General features: G+C 58.8%; 16 protein-coding genes and 1 tRNA gene. 8 read left to right on the top strand and 9 right to left on the bottom strand.

The window, feature by feature from the left end; genetic code table 11:
• Nucleotides 1-855: 855 nt before the first annotated feature.
• From KO492_RS03415 to pdxH, 4 genes are all read right to left on the bottom strand, one after another.
• Nucleotides 856-932: transfer RNA gene (locus KO492_RS03415), tRNA-Pro, on the bottom strand.
• 48 nt (nt 933-980) lie between these two features.
• Entirely contained in the window at nt 981-1,493 is a 513-nt protein-coding gene (locus KO492_RS03410) for a DUF192 domain-containing protein (protein WP_216043669.1), read from the bottom strand.
• Nucleotides 1,486-2,034 (bottom strand): cold-shock protein, encoded by a 549-nt coding sequence (locus KO492_RS03405; protein WP_216043668.1) that lies wholly within the window; start codon nt 2,032-2,034, stop codon nt 1,486-1,488. Before KO492_RS03405 ends, KO492_RS03410 begins: the two co-directional genes overlap by 8 nt.
• Before the next feature lie 162 nt (nt 2,035-2,196).
• Nucleotides 2,197-2,802 (bottom strand): pyridoxamine 5'-phosphate oxidase, encoded by a 606-nt coding sequence (pdxH, locus tag KO492_RS03400; protein WP_216043667.1) that lies wholly within the window; start codon nt 2,800-2,802, stop codon nt 2,197-2,199.
• Nucleotides 2,803-3,007: 205 nt separating this feature from the next.
• Here pdxH and fabI point away from each other — a divergent pair, with 205 nt between their 5' ends.
• The 5 genes from fabI to KO492_RS03375 all read left to right on the top strand — a co-directional run bounded on the left by fabI (nt 3,008) and on the right by KO492_RS03375 (nt 6,964).
• Entirely contained in the window at nt 3,008-3,811 is an 804-nt protein-coding gene (fabI, locus tag KO492_RS03395; protein WP_216043666.1) for an enoyl-ACP reductase FabI, read from the top strand.
• Nucleotides 3,812-3,887: 76 nt separating this feature from the next.
• On the top strand, nt 3,888-4,502 hold the full coding sequence (locus KO492_RS03390) for a LysE family translocator (RefSeq protein WP_216043665.1): 615 nt from the start codon (nt 3,888-3,890) through the stop codon (nt 4,500-4,502).
• 34 nt (nt 4,503-4,536) lie between these two features.
• On the top strand, nt 4,537-5,040 hold the full coding sequence (gene gpt, locus KO492_RS03385; protein ID WP_216043664.1) for a xanthine phosphoribosyltransferase: 504 nt from the start codon (nt 4,537-4,539) through the stop codon (nt 5,038-5,040).
• A gap of 77 nt (nt 5,041-5,117) precedes the next feature.
• Entirely contained in the window at nt 5,118-6,023 is a 906-nt protein-coding gene (locus tag KO492_RS03380) for a DMT family transporter (RefSeq protein ID WP_216043663.1), read from the top strand.
• Entirely contained in the window at nt 6,020-6,964 is a 945-nt protein-coding gene (locus KO492_RS03375) for a lysophospholipid acyltransferase family protein (protein ID WP_216043662.1), read from the top strand. Before KO492_RS03380 ends, KO492_RS03375 begins: the two co-directional genes overlap by 4 nt.
• On the opposite strand, the gene KO492_RS03370 is transcribed toward KO492_RS03375, so the two are convergent.
• The 3 genes from KO492_RS03370 to KO492_RS03360 form a co-directional block, all read right to left on the bottom strand.
• A complete protein-coding gene (locus tag KO492_RS03370; protein WP_216043661.1) occupies nt 6,956-7,621 on the bottom strand; it encodes a hypothetical protein in 666 nt (221 codons plus the stop codon). The two genes, KO492_RS03375 and KO492_RS03370, sit on opposite strands and share 9 nt — an antisense overlap.
• Before the next feature lie 99 nt (nt 7,622-7,720).
• Nucleotides 7,721-8,506 carry a DUF1223 domain-containing protein gene (locus KO492_RS03365; protein WP_216043660.1) on the bottom strand — a complete coding sequence of 262 codons (786 nt, stop codon included), beginning with the start codon at nt 8,504-8,506 and terminating at the stop codon, nt 7,721-7,723.
• Between the two features lie 187 nt (nt 8,507-8,693).
• Nucleotides 8,694-11,483, bottom strand: coding sequence for a bifunctional aconitate hydratase 2/2-methylisocitrate dehydratase (locus tag KO492_RS03360; protein WP_216043659.1), 2,790 nt, complete (start codon nt 11,481-11,483; stop codon nt 8,694-8,696).
• 480 nt (nt 11,484-11,963) lie between these two features.
• On the opposite strand from KO492_RS03360, the gene acnA reads away from it, so the two are divergent.
• Nucleotides 11,964-14,711, top strand: a complete 2,748-nt coding sequence (gene acnA / locus KO492_RS03355; protein ID WP_216043658.1) for an aconitate hydratase AcnA — start codon at nt 11,964-11,966, stop codon at nt 14,709-14,711.
• Between the two features lie 122 nt (nt 14,712-14,833).
• Here the strand turns inward: acnA and KO492_RS03350 are convergent, their stop codons facing one another.
• Nucleotides 14,834-15,301: a DUF6314 family protein gene (locus KO492_RS03350; protein WP_216043657.1), complete on the bottom strand. Its 468-nt coding sequence runs from the start codon at nt 15,299-15,301 to the stop codon at nt 14,834-14,836.
• 136 nt (nt 15,302-15,437) lie between these two features.
• Between KO492_RS03350 and purB the strand changes: the two genes are divergently transcribed.
• Both purB and KO492_RS03340 read left to right on the top strand, forming a co-directional pair.
• On the top strand, nt 15,438-16,742 hold the full coding sequence (purB, locus tag KO492_RS03345) for an adenylosuccinate lyase (protein WP_066601584.1): 1,305 nt from the start codon (nt 15,438-15,440) through the stop codon (nt 16,740-16,742).
• A gap of 190 nt (nt 16,743-16,932) precedes the next feature.
• Nucleotides 16,933-18,042, top strand: a complete 1,110-nt coding sequence (locus tag KO492_RS03340) for a flagellar motor switch protein FliG (RefSeq protein WP_303578265.1) — start codon at nt 16,933-16,935, stop codon at nt 18,040-18,042.
• A 42-nt stretch (nt 18,043-18,084) separates the two neighbouring features.
• On the opposite strand, the gene KO492_RS03335 is transcribed toward KO492_RS03340, so the two are convergent.
• Nucleotides 18,085-18,549: a hypothetical protein gene (locus KO492_RS03335; RefSeq protein ID WP_216043656.1), complete on the bottom strand. Its 465-nt coding sequence runs from the start codon at nt 18,547-18,549 to the stop codon at nt 18,085-18,087.
• Between the last annotated feature and the right edge of the window lie 101 nt (nt 18,550-18,650).

The raw sequence follows: 18,650 nt of genomic DNA, 5'->3' as shown, positions 1-18,650 counted from the left end.
TGGCCTTCGGTCGCGTAACAGATTCGTCTGTGATCATCGGTAGATCTGCGGTGGCAAAACCCTGTTTTTATACGCTGCTTCCGGTGTTTTCCCGCTATTTCTGCGAAAACCGGAGCGAGCCCTGCGCGGTTAAGTCCCCCGAGACCCTTGTCCCTCGCCGCTCAAGAACCACTAAATGTAGTGTGCAACCCAACCGGCTCCCACAATGTGCAGCGGTCCTGCCTGTCGGTCAACGCAAAATTTACCCTTTTGTTTTGCAAAAATCATTTGACGAAAATTACCCACAGGCCACCCCGATTCGTCCCCTATGGCATTAACTCTTTTTCTTTTGTTTTCCATAGGTTTCAGAACGTGCGTTAAGATTATGAACAAGCCCATGTGGATAAGTGGGAGATTGTCGCAATCTGCGATTTTCTGCTCACGGTGCTGTGATTGCCCGGAAGATAAGCACACAACATATAGTGGCTCAACCCAGAGTGGACAAAGGCGGAAAATCCCGTATTACTGCGTAAAAACACCGCTACAAGGCTGTTTTTACGCAGCAAACCGCCCGGAAGAGCCACAAGAAGATGTGCTTCCCTGCCCGTGCAGAAAAGCGAATCATTTTTATGACACAGAGACCTAAAGCGGCGTGAACCCTCGTTGAGATTCGGAGAATCTCTGCCCCTCGCCCCTTCGCAACATGCGAGAGATCTCCCCATGTGAGCACTGTCGGATTGCTGTCGGATAAGCGTCGGACATCTGTCGGGCACACAGAGCACATCACAGACACCACAAACGCACCGCAACAATCACGCATGACATGACACGGTGACGATCTTGGCCGCGATCATTTGCACAGAGATGTGAGGAAAGTGGTCGGGGCGGCGAGATTCGAACTCACGACCCCCTGTACCCAAAACAGGTGCGCTACCAGACTGCGCCACGCCCCGACCGTGCGCCTCTCCTAACCTGAGAAAACGCGTTTGAAAAGAGCTTATTCACTTAAAACAGGGATCAGCCGCATCATTCCCGAACGCAGGATGGCGCAGCACATCGCCCGGACGGATATCGAGCGCCTCGGCCAGACCGCCGTTGATCTCCAAAACGGCGAAAACCGCATCCCCGCCGGGAATCGCAGTGCGATCCAGAGGCACGGCCTCTTCATGGACACGGGTTACAACCCCGCGCTGGTCCACGAAGATCATATCAAGCGGAATCAGCGTGTTCGCCATCCAGAAGGCCACCGGCTGCGGCTTTTCATAGACGAACAACATGCCATGCGAACGCGCCATCTCGGGGCGGTTCATCAGCCCCAAGGCGCGCTCCTCGGCATCATCGGCAATCTCGACAGAGAAGCGGACCACGTCTGCCTCTGCCGCATCCGGACTGGTCACAATGACCTCGTCGGCGCGGCAAAGGTTTTCGGCCAGAAGCGGTGCTGGCGAGAGGGCGATCCCTCCGGCAATCAGGCCCGCGCAGGCCCACGACAGCAGGCCCCGCAGATTAGTCATCAAACGCCTCGTCCTGCTCCGCTTCACGCAGAGCCACGTCCCAAGCGGTGACATGTGCCGCCATACGACCGCGACGCCCCTCGATCACCCGCAGGCCAACGGCCTCACCGGGCATCAAATCGGCCAGACCGGAGCGGCGCAGCACTTCGATATGGACAAAAACATCCTCGGGACGCCCGAAAACATTGGCAAAACCGAAGCCCTTGCCCTTGTCGAACCATTTTACCCGCGCAGGCTCCAGCGGCAGGCTCAGACTCTCCTCGTCCACCTCTTCGAGGTCTTCAAGCACCGGACCTGTTCCGGCCGCAGGAGGTGCGACTTCCAGCACCTCGATCGCCTGCACGCCGCGATCCGTGCTTTGCACCACAAGACGCACCTCGGCGGCATCCGCCACAGAACTTTGTCCGAAGTTACGCAGCACATTCGCATGCAACAAAATGTCCGGACCACCATCATCGGCGACCACGAACCCAAAACCGCGTGTCGGATCGAACCATTTTACATGACCCGATACGATGTTCCCCAAATCTGTGTCGTTCATTGTCTCTTTTACTCAATAAGGGCCAATCAAAACGACCGGCCCATCACAGGGGGCACCTGCCCCTCATCCCAGCGCGACCCTGTGACAATACGCCCGAAGGTTCAACCCTCTTCACCCTGTCTTTTTGTGCAAGAGACAGGTTTACCCTACGTCAAGCAAAGCTCAGGGGTTCAACCGGACAATTTCCCACGCATCCTGCGGCGTGGCGCGACTCCAGCGGAAACGATCATGCAGGCGGAACTCGCCATCGGCCCAGAATTCGATCTCCAGCGGCGTGATCCGGTAGCCGCCCCAGAACGGCGGGCGCTTCGGATTGGGGCCGTGTTTCATGCCCTCTTTGGCCACCGCTTCCATCAGCGCGGCCTTGCTTTCGAGCGGGCGTGATTGCTTGCTGGCCCATGCGCCGATCCGCGATCCCAGCGCGCGCGATTTGTAATAAGCGTCCGATGCCTCCGCAGTTTCGCGTGTCACCAAGCCGCGCACACGCACCTGCCGACGCAGGCTTTTCCAGTGCATCACGAAGGCAGCTTTTCCTGATTTTTCAATCTCTTGCCCCTTGGCGCTCTCGTAATTTGTGAAAAAGACGAAGGCGTCATCGGCGATCTCCTTGAGCAGCACCATGCGCACATTGGGCAGCCCGTCGCCATCCACCGTCGCAATCGCAATGGCGTTGGGGTCGTTGATTTCCTTGGCTTCGGCTTCTTTCAACCAACGCCGCGAAATCTCGAACGGGTCGTCTCCTTTGAAAATACCTTTGCGTGGCACCATGGCGGCTCTCCTTTTGATCTCTCTCTCGATAATCCGAACCTTGCGGCCCGACAAGGGCGCAGCACGGTGCCTTGATGCCGCACAGGCGGTTTGCGCCCTTCCGAGTGACCCCACGTCACGAATTTACCGGAGCCACACTTGATCGCTTTGCGCAAAACCCCTAAAGCACGTTTCAACACCAATAATAAGCGGATAATAGGACGCCATGAGCAAACTGATGGAAGGAAAGCGCGGGCTGATTATGGGCCTCGCGAATGACAAATCAATCGCATGGGGCATCGCCAAGGCGCTTTCCGAACACGGGGCAGAGCTGTGCTTCTCTTACCAGGGCGAGCAACTGAAGAAACGCGTGATCCCTCTGGCCGAGCGGCTGGGCTCCGATTTCGTCGTGGAATGCGATGTGTCCGAAGAGGCCTCCATCGATGCGCTCTTTGATGCGATCAAGGAAAAATGGGGCAAGATCGACTTTATCGTTCACGCCATCGGCTTTTCCGACAAGAACGAATTGCGCGGCCGCTATGTCGACACGACGCGCGCCAATTTCAATCTGACCATGGATATCTCGGTCTACTCCTTTACCGCCGTTGCACAGCGCGCGGCGAAGCTGATGACCGAGGGTGGCTCCATGCTCACCATGACCTATTATGGCGCCGAACGTGTCATGCCGCATTACAACGTGATGGGCGTGGCCAAGGCGTCTCTGGAAGCCTCCGTGCGCTATCTGGCCGAGGATCTGGGCAAGGACGGCATTCGCGTGAACGCCATTTCCGCCGGCCCGATCAAGACGCTGGCCGCCTCCGGCATCGGGGATTTCCGCTACATCATGAAGTGGAACGAATACAACTCGCCGTTGCGCCGCAATGTGACCATCGACGATGTGGGCGGCTCCGCGCTCTATCTGCTGTCCGATCTGGGCTCTGGCGTGTCGGGCGAGACGCACCATGTGGATGCGGGCTATCATGTCGTGGGGATGAAAGCCGTGGATGCCCCCGATATGTCAAAGGGCTGATCCGCCACAGATATACTGTTTCAAACGGGGGCTTCGGCTCCCGTTTTTGTCTGCACCTTCTGGGAGGAAAGACCGCATGACACCGACCGTTTTCCTGTCGATCCTGAGCATCCACCTCATCGCAGCCATGAGCCCCGGCCCCTCTTTCGTGGTCAGCGTGCGCACCGCCGCTTCCGAAGGGTTCCGCCCCGCTTTCGGTCTTGCTGTTGCCTTTGGGGCCGGTGCGGTCATCTGGGCCATCGCTGCCATGTCCGGCCTGTCGGTCCTGTTTGAAATTTTCCCGCGCACCTACATGATCTTCAAAATCGCAGGCGGGCTGTTCCTGATCTGGATCGGCCTCAAAACCCTGCGCCACGCGCGTGACCCGCTGCCGGACGCCACAACGCTGGCCAGCCCGCGCTCTCTGGCCAATGCGGTGCGACTCGGTCTCATGACCCAGCTGTCGAATCCGAAACCCGCCATCTTCTTCGGAGCCGTTTTTGCAGGGCTGATCCCTCCCGAAACCTCCCTTGGCGTTAAGGCATTGTTATTGTTTTTCGTCTTTTTTGACGAAACCCTGTGGTATGTGATTGTCGCCCGCGTGTTTTCACGGCAAAAAGCACGACAAGCCTATGGCCGAGCCAAGCTCTGGACCGACCGTGCCCTCGGCGGGATGATCGCCATATTCGGGCTTCGGATCGCCAGCACCTGACCGGCCCCGCCATTTTGATGAAAGGATGAAAGAGATGTCCGAGCGCCTGCCCCACGAAAAAGGCTTTCACATCAGTTGGGACCAGATTCACCGTGACAGCCGCGCGCTGGCATGGCGTCTGGACGGCAAAGGTCCCGATGACGGCGCATGGCGTGCCATCGTGGCCATCACGCGCGGCGGCATGGCGCCTGCAATGATCATCGCACGCGAGCTGGACATCCGCACGGTCGATACGATCTCCGTGAAATCCTATGACCACCAAAGCCAGTCCGAGGCCGTGGTGCTCAATTCCCCGAATGAGGACATGATGGGTGATGGCACCGGCGTGCTGATCATCGACGATCTGGTGGATAGCGGCAAAACGCTGGAACTCGTGCGCTCGCTCTACCCGAACGCCCATTTCGCCACGGTTTACGCCAAGCCCAAGGGCCGCCCGCAAGTGGACAGCTACATCACGGAAGTGTCTCAGGACACATGGATTTTCTTCCCGTGGGACATGGCGATGCAATATGTCAAACCCTACCGCGGGCGCGACTGACCCAAAGGCAGGGCATGGGGGCGGCCTATGCCCTTGACCGTCTGGACAAAATCCGGCGACGCACATAGCGTCAGCGGATGATCTGGTTTTCCCGCCTGCCCGCGCAATCGCGCGGCATCCTCTACATGCTGATCTCCGTCATCGTGTTCTCGTCGATGGACATGACCGCCAAGCTTTTGGGGGAACGCGTTGACCTGTCCCAAGTGCTCTGGGCGCGCTATGGCGGCCAGCTTATGCTGCTGGTTCTGGTCTTTGCACCGCGCCTGAGACGCGCCCTTGTGACCCGACACCCGTGGCTGCAACTGGCCCGCGGCTTGATGCAGCTTGGCGCGGCGGCCTGTTTCTTTGGCGCATTGCGCACGCAAGGTCTGGCGGAGACCACAGCCGTGGCCGATCTCGCCCCCGTGCTGATCACCTTGGGGGCTGCTCTCTTTCTGGGCGAAAAGGTCGGTCCACGCCGCATGGCGGGAATCGGCGCGGCGCTGATCGGGGCTTTGATCATCATCCGTCCCGGTGCCGCCGTCTTTTCTCCCACCGCGCTCTGGCCACTGGGCACCGCCCTCTGTCTGGCAGGCTATGCGCTGGCCACGCGCTATATCGGGCTGAAGGAAAGCCCGCTGACCGGATTGCTTTATTCCGGCCTGATCTGCACCGCGATCCTGAGCCTGATTGTGCCCTTCCGCTGGGTCGCGCCTGACGGGCTGGCAATCGGGCTTATGGCGGTGATCGGCTGTATCGGTTCGCTCGGACAGTTGATGATGATCCGCGCCTATGCTGTCGCAGAAGCCTCCGTCATCGCGCCGTTTTCCTATGTCGGACTTCTCGCCGCCTCCGGTTGGGGGCTTGTGGTCTTTGGCACCCTGCCCGACCGCTGGACCGTCCTCGGTGCTCTTGTGATCGTCGCGGCCGGGCTCTATGTCTGGCAAAGGGAACGCAAGAGTGGCACGGCGCAGCCCGTGCCCGAAGAAATGGGTCAGCCATGAACATCAAACGCGGTGAGATCGAAGGCACGCTGGGGCAATATCTTGGCAATCTTGCAACCCGGGGGCTTTTGTCTCTGGCGCTCGCCCTGCCCTATAAAATCCGTGTGCGGTTCATGGGCTGGTTCATGTCGCGCGTTTTTGCGCCTTTGGCGGGATATAGCAAAAGGGTGCGCGAGAACCTCCACCATGTGATGCCGGAGCTTCCCGAGGCGGAGGTCAAACGGCTGATGCGCGATGTGCCGAACAATGCGGGGCGCACGCTGATCGAGATTTATTCCGGCCCCGAATTCATCGCCAAGATGAAAGACATCCGGCTGGAAGGCCCCGGTGCCGAGATTTTGCGCGAGGCGCGTGACAACCGGCGTCCCGTGATCCTGCACACAGGGCATTTCGGCAATTATGACGCGCCGCGTGCGGCGCTCATCGCCCATGGCTATGATGTTGGCTCGCTTTACAACCCGATGAAGAACAAGTTCTTCAACGCGCATTATGTCAAAGCCATCGGCACCATTGGGCAACCGCTCTTTCCACGCGGGCGCAGAGGTTATGCAAAGCTGCTGAAACATCTGAAATCCGGCGGCATGATCGGCTTTCTCTCCGATGTCTATGTGCGCCACGGTGCGATCCTGAGTTTCTTTGGCAAACCGGTGCGCACCGCGCTTTCCGCCGCCGAGCTTGCGCTCAAATACGATGCGCTCTTGGTGCCGATTTATGGCGTGCGTCTTGAAGACGGGTTGAATTTCCGCGTTCAGGTTGAATCTCCCATTCCCCACAGCACACCGGAAGAGATGGCGCAGGCGCTCAATGACAGTCTGGAGGCCATCACCCGTCAGCATATGGAACAATGGTTCTGGATCCATCGCCGCTGGAAACCGGAGCGGCTGCCGAAAGATGCGGAAGATGTTCTCAACAAGGCGATGAGTGAGGACGCGTCAGAGTAACAGGTCCACAACAAGCCCCACAGTCACCGCGCCAATCGGCTCGCCCGAAGTCGGGTCTGTGATCGTAGCGGAGACCTGAGCCTGTGACACGCCGGTGGAGGGATCAAATTCGATCTCGCCAATTTCTATCCCGTCAGGCCCCTGCCCGAAAGATTTCAGGAACTTCGCCTCGTCCCCCTGCCAGTAATCCGAGGTTGCGGTTGCAGAGGCCACATTCAACCCGCGTGCATCCATAAGAAACAGTTCCGAAATCTCACCGCCCGCCATGGCGACCTTGCCCAAAAGCAGTTCCGCAGGGCGTCCTTTGAGAACCGTATCGAGCAGCGGTTGCTCCTCCTGTTGCAACTGTTCGCGCCATTGTTGATCAAGCTCGAGAATCTCCGCTTCGCTCAACTCGGCGGTGCGGGCATTTTGCTCCCGCAGGGCAACAAGCAAGACCGGTTCCTTGATGAAATCCGCCATCTCCGTTTCAAAATAGCTGCGCAGAGCCTCTTCGACCCGCGCTTTATCACCGCTTTCGGCGGCCATTGCGGGCAAGAGGCCGCCAATCCACAGAAGCAGCGCGGCGCATAGGGTCAACAGGCCCTTGAAAGACAGGCGCATGAACGCATGGTGCGTGCGGGACATCAGAGGAAAACACAGGGAATCTGGGCGCATATCGGTCTCCGTCATGGTCGCTTTGTGCGAATGCGGGACCGTTCTAGCAGCCAACCCTTTACGCAGGATTAAGAGCCTTCGGGCTTATTGCAAAGGATTTTAGTGATCTGTTTCCGCGCGCACAGCGGCCAGAATGGGACCGGGGCCTTGCGGACCGGCGGCCTGTAGAATGACCGCCGCGCGATCCGGCCCCTCAAGGTCCAGCGAAACCGCCAAGGGCGCCGCGCCGTTCCAGTCCGCCAGAGGGCGCCATTCGGTCACAATATTGGAATATTCCACATCACGGCCCGCATTTTCGCCACGGGTGATGACGACGCGCTCATGCGGATCAAAGCGCACGACCTGCAATCGCATCAGCGGCGGCAGCGCGCCGGTGGGCGTGGCAACGATGTGAAGCTGGTCGTTTTTGACCGAGACCGACAAGGACACAGGCGCGGCCGGTTTGCTCCGGTGGCGCATGATGAGATCGACCAGACGCATGGGCTTGGCCCCCACGAGGTGATCCGCGCCCTGCACAATCAGTTGCGGCGTGTAGATGGTGCGTTTGCCGACGGCATGGGCGTAGGCCTTTTGGCGCAAGGTGAATTCCGGCTTGGCGAAATTGTCGCGCCAGCCGATGTAATCCCAGTAATCCACATGGAGCGAGAGCGGCAAAACATCGTCGCGACCGGCCAGTTCCGTCATCATCTCATCCGCCGGAGGACAGGAGGAACAACCTTGAGAGGTGAAAAGCTCCACCACCACAAGCGGCGGATGGGGGTTGGCCATGCTGTCCTGTGCGGCAAGGGGCGCGGCCACAGGCAGGGACAGAGACGCAGCCAGAATCCCGCCTCTCAAAAGATGAGAAGGGAGGATATGAGAAAAGGCTGCCAGAATCTGTCGCATGAAGGCTCCGTTGGTTGCGCAACAGGTTTAAGACGAATGCGCCCGTGAGGCCAATCAAGGAATTGCGATAAGTCGTTACAGAGCTATGAGCGTCGCAGCTTGGCCACGGTGCGCCTTTGCGAGGGGCGCAAAATGGAAAGGGCGACACTATGTGCCGCCCCTTCGGGATCTCAATGCGCCCTGCGTCTTAGAAATGCGCGGATTTCGTGGTGCTCGGCACTTCGACGGGCGGTGCGAATTTGGTCAGGTCGATGCCTTTGACCGCAGATTTATACTCGTCGAGCGTCGGCGTGCGGCCCAAAATGGCGGAGAGCACCACCACAGGGGTCGAGGCCAGAAGGCTTTCGCCTTTCTTCTCGTCGCTGTCTTCCACAACGCGGCCCTGGAACAGGCGGGTCGAGGTGGCCAGAACGGTGTCGCCCTTTTCGGCCTTCTCCTGGTTGCCCATGCAGAGGTTACAGCCCGGACGTTCGAGATAGAGCGTGTTCTCGTATTCGGTGCGCGCCTGTGCTTTCGGGAAGAGATCGTCGAATTCGAAACCGGAGTATTTCTGGAGCACTTCCCAGTCGCCCTCTTCCTTCAACTCGTCGATGATGTTGTAGGTCGGAGCGGCCACCACGAGCGGGGCTTTGAATTCGACCTTGCCGTTCTCTTCTTCGAGGTTTTTCAACATCTGCGCGACGATTTTCATGTCGCCCTTGTGCACCATGCAGGAGCCGACAAAGCCCAGATCGACCTTTTTCTCGGCACCATAGTAGGAGACCGGACGAATGGTGTCATGGGTGTAGCGCTTGGACACATCGGCGTTGTTCACGTCGGGGTCAGCGATCATCGGTTCGACAATCTGGTCGAGGTCCACGACGACTTCCGCGAAATATTTCGCATTGTCATCGGGTTTGAGCGCCGGTTTCTCGCCGGATTTGATCTCGGCGATCCGCTTGTCCGCCTTGTCGATCAGCCCCTGAAGCGTCTTCGCCTCATTGTCCATGCCCTTGTCGATCATCACCTGAATACGGGATTTCGCCAGTTCCAGCGAGCCGATCAGCGTGTCGTCATTGGAGATACAGATCGAGGCTTTCGCCTTCATCTCTGCGGTCCAGTCGGTGAAGGTAAAGGCCTGATCGGCAAGCAGTGTGCCGATATGCACTTCGATCACGCGGCCCTGAAAGACGTTGTCGCCGCATTGCTTGAGCATCTGCGCCTGTGTGGCGTGAACCACGTCGCGGAAGTCCATGTAATCCTTCATCTCGCCTTTGAAGGTCACTTTGACAGACTCGGGGATTGGCATGGTCGCCTCGCCCGTGGCCAGTGCCAGCGCCACAGTACCGGAGTCGGCCCCGAAGGCCACGCCTTTGGACATGCGCGTGTGGCTGTCGCCGCCCACGATGATGTCCCAGTCGCTCACGGTGATGTCGTTGAGCACCTTGTGGATCACGTCCGTCATGGCAGGATAGACGTCTTTCGGATCACGCGCGGTGATCAGGCCGAATTTGTTCATGAAGGCCATGAGTTTGGGGATATTGGCTTGCGCCTTTTTGTCCCAGACCGAAGCGGTGTGACAGCCGGACTGATAGGCCCCGTCAACGGAGGGCGAAATCACGGTTGCGGCCATGGCTTCGAGCTCTTGCGAGGTCATGAGGCCGGTGGTGTCCTGAGAGCCGACGATGTTCACCTTGACGCGGACATCGGAACCGGCGAGCAGCGGCTCTTTCGCTAGCACGCCCACGGCGTTCTTGTTGAAGATTTTCTCAACGGCGGTCAGGCCCTGACCGGGGTTGGTGATCTCTTTCGACGGGGCAAAGACCAGCGGAATTTCGACGCCAAGAATATCGGCGGCCAGAGTCTGGAGCTTTTTGCCGAAGACCACGGCGTAAGAGCCGCCCGCCTTCATGAATTCCATTTTCTGCGGGGTGAAGGCAGAGGAGACATCCACAAGCTCGGTGCCGTCGGCATCATAGAGCTTTTTCTCTTTGGTGTTGATGGTCAGAACCTTGCCGGTTTCCACCGAATATTTCTGCTCCAGCACCGGATCGCCGTTCTCGTCGAGAACAGGGTTGCCATCGGCGTCGAGTTTTTTGACCCAGTTCTTGAGGTCAAGCCCGATCCCGCCGGTCACGCCCACGGTGGTCAGGAAGATCGGCGAAATGCCGTTGGTGCCGGCGACAACCGGTGCGAAGTTCACGAAGGGCACATAGGGGCTGGCCTGTTTGCCGGTCCACAGCGCCACGTTGTTGACGCCGGACATCCGCGAGGAACCCACGCCCATCGTGCCTTTTTCCGCGATCAGCATGACGCGCGCATCGGGGTGCTGTTTTTGCAGCGCCTGAATTTCCGCCTGAGCTTCCGGCGAGATCATGCATTTGCCGTGCAACTCGCGGTCGGAGCGCGAGTGCGCCTGATTGCCCGGGCTGAGAAGGTCGGTGGAGATGTCACCTTCAGCGGCAATATAGGTGACGACCTTGATTTCTTCTTCCACCTCGGGGAGCTTGGTGAAGAATTCGGCCTTGGCGTAGCTTTCCAGAAGCTCTTTGGCCACCGCGTTGCCGGCTTTGTAGGCGGCTTCGAGGCGTTCCATGTCGGCCTCATAGAGGAAGACCTGCGTTTTCAGAACCTCGGCGGCCTGTTTCGCCTTGGCCGCATCCTCACCGAGTGCGACATCGAGAAGCACACCGATGGACGGGCCGCCCTTCATGTGGGACAGCAGTTCAAAGGCAAAATCCGGTGTGATTTCCGGCACATCGACTTCGCCAAGAATGATCTTCTTGAGGAAGGCTGCCTTGACACCTGCGGCCGATGTGGTGCCCGGCAGGGTGTTGTAGATGAAGAAATTGAGGCAGTCCTTGCGATAGGGGCTGGCGCTGTCGGTGATGTTTTCGATCAGCTCTGCGACCAGTGCGCCATCGTCGATGGGCTTGGGGTGCAACCCTTCGGACTTGCGGGTTTCAATCTCGGTTAGGTAGTCGGTGTACAAGCTCATGACGTTCCCTGACGGTTGGTGACAGAAAGAGCGGGAGCCGGAGTGCAACCTCTTGCCTTTTCCGACTCCCGAATTATTTGTATGCAAAAGTATACCATGCCTCATCCGGTTGCAAGCGGCTGTGAGGGGTACGGGTTAAAATCTGGTTTAAAACCTTTCGCCTGAAAGCTCCACGCCAGTTTTACACAAAGGGGATGGTCCCTACCCGCGCCCTGCACCACAGGCTGTCTTCACAGTCCGGATGACGCAGTAAAGAAAAGGAGAGCCACACAGACACGAAACAAGTAAACCGGACGGGCAAGCCGAAAGGATCGCCCGCAAACCCCGCCCTCAGGACAAGCCATTCATTTGCGCAAGACATGCGGTGCATTCCCGCTCAACATGATTGAAAAATCCCGCAAAACGGCTACACCTGAAAGAGCGCCACGTAAACGGACTCACTCGGTCCGCAACGAAGTTTCACAGACCCGGAGGTCACCCATGACTGTTGTTGTTGGTCAAGACACCGCCAAAACCCGCCGAAAACTCGACGTGAATGGCAAGACATTTGCTTATTATTCCATCCCCGCTGCCCAAGAGGCCGGGTTCGGAGATTTCACGAAACTCCCCGCCGCGCTCAAGGTAGTGCTGGAAAACATCCTGCGCTTTGAAGATGGCGGATTTTCCGTGTCCACCGATGACATCAAGGCCTTTGGCGAATGGGCAAAGAACGGCGGCAAGAACCCGCGCGAGATTGCCTACCGCCCTGCCCGCGTGCTCATGCAGGATTTCACCGGCGTGCCCGCCGTGGTTGATCTGGCCGCCATGCGTGACGGGATCAAGGCGCTCGGCGGGAATGCGGAAAAGATCAACCCCTTGGTGCCTGTCGATCTGGTGATCGACCACTCGGTGATGATCGACGAATTCGGCAACCCGCGTGCGTTCCAGATGAACGTGGACCGCGAATACGAACGCAATATGGAACGCTACCAGTTCCTCAAATGGGGCCAGACCGCCTTTGAAAACTTCCGCGTTGTGCCGCCGGGAACGGGGATCTGTCACCAGGTGAACCTCGAATACCTGTCCCAGACGGTCTGGACAGACAAAGACCCTGACGGGGTCGAAGTGGCCTATCCCGATACGCTCGTAGGCACCGACAGCCACACCACCATGGTGAACGGCGCGGCTGTGCTCGGATGGGGTGTTGGCGGGATCGAGGCCGAGGCCGCCATGCTCGGCCAGCCGATCTCCATGCTGATCCCCGAAGTGGTCGGTTTCAAACTCACCGGCGAAATGGTCGAAGGCACCACCGGCACCGATCTCGTGCTCAAAGTGGTGGAAATGCTGCGCGAACACGGGGTTGTCGGCAAATTCGTGGAATTCTACGGCGACGGTCTCGACAACCTGCCGCTCTCGCAACGGGCCACCATTGCCAACATGGCACCGGAATACGGCGCGACCTGTGGCTTCTTCCCGATTGATCAGGAAACCCTGCGCTATCTCGAACAGACCGGCCGCGAAAAGGACCGCATCGCTCTGGTCGAGGCTTACGCGAAAGAGAACGGGTTGTGGCGCGGGGCGGATTACGCACCGATCTACTCCTCGACCCTGCATCTCGACATGGGCTCCATCGTGCCGGCAATCTCCGGTCCGAAACGCCCGCAGGATTACGTGGCCCTGACACAAGCCTCCTCGGCTTTTGAAAAAGTCGTCGCCGAATACCGTGGCATCGACGTCTCCGCCGCCGCCAAAGACATGGTCGAAGAAGGCCCCGCCGCGACCAAATCCGTCGACATCAACAAATCCCAGCCGGTCAAAGGACAGGATTACGAGCTGCATGACGGCTCGGTCGTGATCGCCTCGATCACCTCGTGCACCAACACCTCGAACCCCTATGTGATGATCGGCGCAGGTCTCGTGGCCCGCAAGGCCCGCGCGCTTGGCCTGAACCGCAAGCCTTGGGTAAAAACCTCGCTGGCCCCCGGTTCGCAGGTGGTGACGGAATATCTGGAGGCCGCCGGTCTGCAAGAAGACCTCGACGCCATCGGCTTCAACCTCGTGGGCTATGGCTGCACCACCTGTATCGGCAACTCCGGCCCCATCGCGCCGGAACTGTCGGAGGCCATCGCAGAGGGCGACCTGATCGCCACCGCCGTGCTTTCGGGCAACCGCAACTTCGAGGGCCGGATTTCGCCGGATGTGCGCGCCAACTACCTCGCCTCCCCGCCGCTGGTGGTGGCCTATGCCATCGCGGGCGACATGAATATCGACCTCACCACCGAGCCTCTTGGTCAGGACAAAGACGGCAAGGATGTCTATCTGAAAGACATCTGGCCGACCAATGCGGAGATTGCGGAACTGGTCGAAAAGACTGTGACGCGCGAAGCCTTCCTGAAAAAATACGCCGATGTGTTCAAAGGCGACGAGAAATGGCAGGCGGTCGAAGTCTCCGACAGCGACACTTACGACTGGCCGCCGGAATCGACCTACATCCAGAACCCGCCCTATTTCCAAGGCATGGGGGCAGAGAAAGGCACAATCCAGAACGTCATCGACGCAAAGCCGTTGCTTATCCTCGGGGACATGGTCACCACCGACCACATCTCTCCGGCCGGTTCGTTCAAGGAATCGACCCCTGCGGGCAAATACCTCACCGAGCGCGGCGTGCCGGTGCGCGAGTTCAACTCCTACGGCTCGCGTCGCGGCAACCACGAGATCATGATGCGCGGCACGTTCGCCAATATCCGCATCAAGAACGAGATGCTCGACGGGGTTGAAGGCGGCTACACCAAAGGCCCCGACGGGGCGCAAACCTCGGTGTTTGATGCGTCAATGGCCTATCAGGAACAGGGCACACCGCTCGTCGTCTTTGGTGGCGAACAGTATGGCGCGGGCTCCTCGCGTGACTGGGCGGCCAAAGGCACGGCGCTTCTGGGCGTCAAGGCCGTGATTGCGGAGAGCTTCGAGCGGATCCACCGTTCGAACCTTGTCGGCATGGGCGTGGTCCCGTTCGAATTCACAGGCGGCGACACGCGCAAAACGCTCGGCCTGACCGGCGACGAAACCGTGACGATCAAAGGGCTGGACAGTGTGAAACCGCTGGAAACGCTCGATTGCGACATCACCTATGCCGATGGCATGACAAAGACCATCAAGGTGAAATGCCGGATCGATACCGCCCCCGAGATCGAATATGTCGAAAACGGCGGCGTGCTGCACTATGTGCTGCGCAATCTGGCCAAAGCGTAAACCCTACGCCTCAGTCTTTCGGAAAGCCCCGCTTATGCGGGGCTTTTTGAGTATTTGAACCATCAGAAAGACCGGTTGGGCGCGCGGGCAAAACCTCTCGGTCAGGAAGCGCGGCCCTTTATTCAGGCCGTTTGACGGCTATAGCGGGTGACGCTCACATAATCCTTGCGCGGCCCTGTCACGCGCCATGTCGCAGACCAGTCGGGCCAGTTTGAAAACGTGTAGCGCACGCTATAGGCATCCGGAGCGCAGGCGTGATCGGCATGCGGCGCGGGGGCGTTCGGATCGAAGGCATGAAAGAACCGCCCGTCCTCGAAGAACACCGCGATCCCTTCGGCATCGGCCCGCCAGAGATAGCGCCGCTCCGCCTCGAAACTTTGCGCCGCCTCCGGCATATGCAGCACCCCGCGCTCGTCCTGTCGCAGCGCACCGGTTTCGTCCATGATGAAACGGCAGGTTCCGGTCAGCGTGGCGCGCTGGCCCGTGCGCCGGTCGTCGATCTCGCGTGCCATCGACCACAGGCCGGTGAAATTCTCCAGTCGGATCATCATTGCCCTGCGTCCCATATGTGTCATGTCTCGCCGTTTCATATGCCGCGTCCCGCGTGGATAGCAATGCGCGAAGCCGCACATCCGCACTGTTTTTGGCCCGAATACGCCCGTAGACTTGCGCGTTCGGCCCCTTCCCCGTAAGACAGCCGCGACCTGTTAATCGAAAGGCCTGCCGATGATCCCCCGTTATGCCCGCAAAGAGATGACCGACATCTGGGAACCCGCCACGAAATTCAAAATCTGGTACGAGATCGAGGCTCATGCCTGCGACGCTCAAGCCAAACTCGGCGTGATCCCGCAGGAAAATGCCGATGCCGTGTGGAAAGCCAAGGATGTCGAATTCGACGTGGATCGCATCGACGAAATCGAAGCCGTGACCAAACATGACGTCATTGCCTTTCTCACGCATCTGGCGGAGCATGTCGGCTCAGAAGAAGCCCGTTTCGTGCATCAGGGCATGACCTCGTCGGATGTGCTCGACACCTGCCTCAATGTGCAGCTGGTTCGTGCCGCAGACATCCTTCTGGCCGATCTCGACAAGGTGCTCGCCGCGCTCAAGACTCGCGCGATGGAGCATAAAATGACCGTGCGCGTGGGCCGTTCCCACGGCATTCACGCCGAGCCCACCACTATGGGCCTTACCTTCGCGCGGTTCTACGCCGAGATGGACCGCAACAAGGCGCGCCTGAAAGCCGCCCGCGAAGAAGTTGCCACCGGCGCGATTTCCGGCGCGGTCGGGACCTTTGCCAATATCGATCCCGCGGTCGAGGAACATGTCTGCGCCCAGATGGGTCTCAAACCCGAACCGATTTCGACGCAGGTCATCCCGCGAGACCGTCATGCGATGTTCTTTGCGACGCTCGGTGTGATCGCCTCCTCGATCGAGAATGTCGCCATCGAGATCCGCCACATGCAGCGCACCGAAGTGCTTGAAGGCGCGGAGTTTTTCTCCATGGGTCAAAAAGGCTCCTCGGCCATGCCGCACAAGAAAAACCCTGTGCTGACCGAAAACCTGACCGGTCTGGCCCGCCTCGTGCGCATGACCGTGGTGCCCGCGATGGAAAACGTCGCACTTTGGCACGAGCGTGATATTTCGCACTCCTCCGTCGAACGCGGCATCGGGCCTGATGCCACGGTGACACTTGATTTCGCGCTCAACCGTCTGGCGGGCGTCGTCGAGAAAATGTTGATCTTCCCCGACAACATGCTCGACAATATGAACAAGTTCCCCGGCCTCGTCATGAGCCAGCGCGTGCTTCTGGCCCTGACCCAAGCCGGCGTGTCACGCGAAGACGCCTACGCCATGGTGCAGCGCAACGCCTTGAAAGTCTGGGAAGATCGCGTCGATTTCCGCGAACAGCTTCTCGCCGATGAGGACGTGGTCAAGGCCCTCGGCAAGGACGCGATCAACGAAAAATTCGACATGGAATACCACACGAAACATGTCGACACGATCTTCAAACGGGTCTTCGGCGAATAACAAAGCGCCAAAACCTTAAGAAATCATTAGGACCGAAACAGAATCTCCCGAAAGCGCGCGTCGTTTTCGGGAGATTTTTATATAAATGCGCAGAATTTTTTGCAAAATCTCCGCCGCTGGTCACCTTACGTTAAGGCTCCTGCGTCATGCTCCTCCCGAATAGAGTCACTCAAACGGTTAAGAGGCACGCGTGGACGGACTGCCGCAGATTTCGGATGACATGGGGGCGCTCCCCGACCTTGGACAAATGGGAACCGCCGGGGATATGGGGGGCTTTGACATGCCGCCCCCGGTCTCGCGTATGCCTGCGAAACTCCCGAAAAAGACCAAGGCCGCGATCATCGTGAAGCTCATGGCCGCGCAGGATGTGAAACTGCCGCTGGCCACATTTCCGGAGGAGATGCAGGTTGAACTGGCCCATCAGCTCACCGATCTGCGCTATATAGATAAGGACACGCTGACCGCCGTTGTCGAGGAGTTTCTCGAAGAACTGGACTCCATCGGCCTCAGTTTCCCCGGCGGGTTGGAGGGCGCGCTCAGTGTTCTGGAGGGCACGATTTCCGGCACAACGGCCTCCAAACTGCGCACAAATGCAGGGTTTTCCCTTCTGGGCGATCCGTGGCAGCGGATTGCGGAAGTCGATATTTCCCGTCTTTTGCCGGTTTTACAGGAAGAAAGCGTCGAAGTCGGCGCCATTATGCTCTCCAAACTCCAAGTGTCCAAAGCTGCACAACTCATGTCCATGCTGCCCGGCGAACGCGCCCGTCGCGTTGCCTATGCGGTGTCGCTCACCTCTTCGGTGACGCCCGAGGTGGTGCAGCGCATCGGGCTTTCTCTGGCCGCGCAGCTGGACGCGCAACCGAGTCAGGCTTTCTCTGACGAACCGCCGGAGCGCGTTGGTGCGATTCTCAATTTTTCCTCGTCGCGCACCCGCGAGGGCGTGCTCGAGGGGCTGGAAGAAACCGACAAGAGCTTTGCCGAAGAAGTGCGCCGAAATATCTTCACCTATGCCAATATCGCCAGCCGGATTGATCCGCGCGACGTGCCCAAACTGGTGCGCAGCATTCCGCAAGACCAATTGATCGCCGCATTGGCGGGGGCCAAGGGAGAGGCTGCTCAATCGACAGAGTTCATCCTCTCCAACATCTCCAAACGTATGGCCGAAGGATTGCGAGAAGAGATGGAGATGATCGGACAAGTCACGGACAGCGATGCCGAAGAGGCCATGAACGCCGTGGTCTCCACGATCCGCGACCTGGAAGCGACCGGCGAGATTTTTCTTGTCTCCGGTGATGGTTAGGAGATGGTTAAACGGTCCGCGTCCATACACAGTCGACGCGTGTCATGCGACGGAGGGCACGGATTGAGAACGCCACAAAATATCTTTCACATTCTCGATGGCCTGCTCGGCCAACGCCAAACCGCTTTCCCGATCAAAGGCCCGCATCGCCGCGTCAATCGCCCCGCAAGCCGATCGCACAAGATAGCCCGCCTGACGCGGCTCCATCTCATAAGAGGCGTCACGGATTTGTTCCGTCATCTCCTCTTCGCGCAGCATATCGCCCTCCCGCGCCGCGGTGAGTGCCGTTCGCAGCGCCTCGATCAGCGCGTCATATCCTGCTGGACCAGAAAACCCGTAAACCATAAGCCACCTCATAATATCCTGTTGATGCACCGAAGTGCAGATACTGCCGTTTTTCATTGTTTCACGCCCCGCGCCGGTGCGGCCCGAACCAAAGTCCGAAAGCCCCGAAACAGCGACGCCGTTCAAAGGCAAATGGGAGCGTTTCTTTCCAATGTCACCCAAGACTGCGCTTTAAGAGGTAAACAAAGCTTGAAGACCCTATGCAAAAATGCCCAACCCTTGCGAATGTCTTTTTTTTCAGCGCGTTGCATGAGAATTAATCT

The sequence above is a fragment of the Celeribacter halophilus genome, from assembly GCF_018860305.1.
Taxonomy (GTDB): Bacteria; Pseudomonadota; Alphaproteobacteria; order Rhodobacterales; family Rhodobacteraceae; genus Celeribacter; species Celeribacter halophilus_A.
This window is presented reverse-complemented; position numbering and strand designations above follow the sequence as displayed.

Coding starts and splice junctions, on each gene's coding strand:
- KO492_RS03410 (WP_216043669.1), bottom strand. CDS start 1,493: ATGACTAATCTGCGGGGCCTGCTGTCGTGGGCCTGCGCGGGCCTGATT.
- KO492_RS03405 (WP_216043668.1), bottom strand. CDS start 2,034: ATGAACGACACAGATTTGGGGAACATCGTATCGGGTCATGTAAAATGG.
- pdxH (WP_216043667.1), bottom strand. CDS start 2,802: ATGGTGCCACGCAAAGGTATTTTCAAAGGAGACGACCCGTTCGAGATT.
- fabI (WP_216043666.1), top strand. CDS start 3,008: ATGAGCAAACTGATGGAAGGAAAGCGCGGGCTGATTATGGGCCTCGCG.
- KO492_RS03390 (WP_216043665.1), top strand. CDS start 3,888: ATGACACCGACCGTTTTCCTGTCGATCCTGAGCATCCACCTCATCGCA.
- gpt (WP_216043664.1), top strand. CDS start 4,537: ATGTCCGAGCGCCTGCCCCACGAAAAAGGCTTTCACATCAGTTGGGAC.
- KO492_RS03380 (WP_216043663.1), top strand. CDS start 5,118: ATGATCTGGTTTTCCCGCCTGCCCGCGCAATCGCGCGGCATCCTCTAC.
- KO492_RS03375 (WP_216043662.1), top strand. CDS start 6,020: ATGAACATCAAACGCGGTGAGATCGAAGGCACGCTGGGGCAATATCTT.
- KO492_RS03370 (WP_216043661.1), bottom strand. CDS start 7,621: ATGCGCCCAGATTCCCTGTGTTTTCCTCTGATGTCCCGCACGCACCAT.
- KO492_RS03365 (WP_216043660.1), bottom strand. CDS start 8,506: ATGCGACAGATTCTGGCAGCCTTTTCTCATATCCTCCCTTCTCATCTT.
- KO492_RS03360 (WP_216043659.1), bottom strand. CDS start 11,483: ATGAGCTTGTACACCGACTACCTAACCGAGATTGAAACCCGCAAGTCC.
- acnA (WP_216043658.1), top strand. CDS start 11,964: ATGACTGTTGTTGTTGGTCAAGACACCGCCAAAACCCGCCGAAAACTC.
- KO492_RS03350 (WP_216043657.1), bottom strand. CDS start 15,301: ATGAAACGGCGAGACATGACACATATGGGACGCAGGGCAATGATGATC.
- purB (WP_066601584.1), top strand. CDS start 15,438: ATGATCCCCCGTTATGCCCGCAAAGAGATGACCGACATCTGGGAACCC.